Here is a 1,375-nt window from a genome sequence, read left to right on the forward strand (position 1 = left end):
GCGGGCACGGACCTCAGGGGAATACGGTGAGGTTCGCTTCGTCATGGCTCCATCCTCTCAAGAATTAGAGCCTCCGGGAAACCCAGCGCGGTTCACAATCCTCAATAGCAAGGCTGAACCAGCCGTTCGAGGCTGTACGGCTAGCACTACTTTGTCAAAAGGCGTGTTCATCTGAATTTACGCCAGAAACAGAAATAATTGGTTGGATCTATCAATCTGTGCCGGCTGTTGTTCGTGTATGCCTGGATCGGTAGCCTGCGAGGGCCTGGATGCCATGGCTGCGCATCAGGCGCTGCAGCGGTCCACGGCTGGCCGATCGGCCTTCTGCCCGCAGGGCGGCATGAATGCGAGGCGCGCCATTGCGCCTGTAATGCCGTAGCATGAATGCGCGAGACGTTGTCGAGGAGTTGACGGTTGGAGACCGACTGGGCACTCTCGGGGCGGAATCGCTAGTCGCAATATCCGCTCAGGAAGACGTCGGGCACACAGCACATGAGACGCACTGGCTTGGGTAGCTTGCATGCTGCTCGATGAAGGCGACCCTTACTTCGGCATCTCCACAAAGATGCCGATTGCTTTTATCGGACGTCCGCTCCATGCACGTGTGATCGAGTTCAGGCCGCAAGGCAGGCGATCTCGGCAGCTTGGGTGGACGCGGGGATGCCATGGCGCTCGCCGATGATCCTGCTGGCCATAGTATCGAGGGACCACGCCTTCCCGCCCTATACGCCACTGCCTTGAGCATGGAGGGTCGAAACCCAGGTTAGGCTGCGATCTGCATTAATGGCCGACTGCTGCTTTCGAGCAGGCCACCGCCTCTCGCTTGAACTCGGGTGTGAACTCCCCCCTCGTCTCCGCCATCAAACACCTTCCCGCTCACATCGGAGGGTATCAGAGGTGTCCGGAAACTGGCGGAGGTTCATTCGACCACTTCCGGTCTCGAAAGGACACTTACAAGCTTGTGAGGAACCGTATAGTGCGTGTTTTGGATTTAGCGCTTCCTGGTGTGAAGCGTGTGATCCCTGGACGGCACGGGGATGATCGCGGCTGGTTTTCCGAGTTATACCGGGCGGATCAGCTCGCGGAAGCGGGCATCATCAACCTGTTCGTGCAGGACAATCAGTCCTTATCGGTGCCGGCCGGCACGCTGCGGGGCCTGCACTTCCAGACGCCGCCGGCGGCGCAGGCCAAGCTCGTGCAGGTGCTTGCCGGGGCGATCCTCGACGTCGCCGTGGACATTCGGAGAGGTTCGCCGACCTTCGGCAAATACGTGGCGGTCAGGCTCGATGCCGAGAACGGCGAGCAGCTCTTCGTGCCGCATGGCTTCGCCCACGGCTTCTGCACCCTGGAGCCGAACACCATGGTCGCCTACAAG

General features: G+C 60.1%; 1 protein-coding gene and 1 pseudogene. One reads left to right on the forward strand and one right to left on the reverse strand.

Annotated features, from left to right (window positions below; translation table 11 throughout):
* Positions 1–214: 214 nt before the first annotated feature.
* A pseudogene (locus tag GGR33_RS26175) lies at positions 215–861 on the reverse strand (IS3 family transposase); the annotation flags it as partial.
* Between the two features lie 115 nt (positions 862–976).
* Between GGR33_RS26175 and rfbC the strand changes: the two are divergent.
* Positions 977–1,375: dTDP-4-dehydrorhamnose 3,5-epimerase (gene rfbC, locus GGR33_RS25685; protein ID WP_183516098.1), on the forward strand; the 399-nt coding region annotated here is incomplete at its 3' end.

The organism is Methylobacterium brachythecii, assembly GCF_014196345.1.
GTDB classification, from domain to species: Bacteria; Pseudomonadota; Alphaproteobacteria; order Rhizobiales; family Beijerinckiaceae; genus Methylobacterium; species Methylobacterium brachythecii.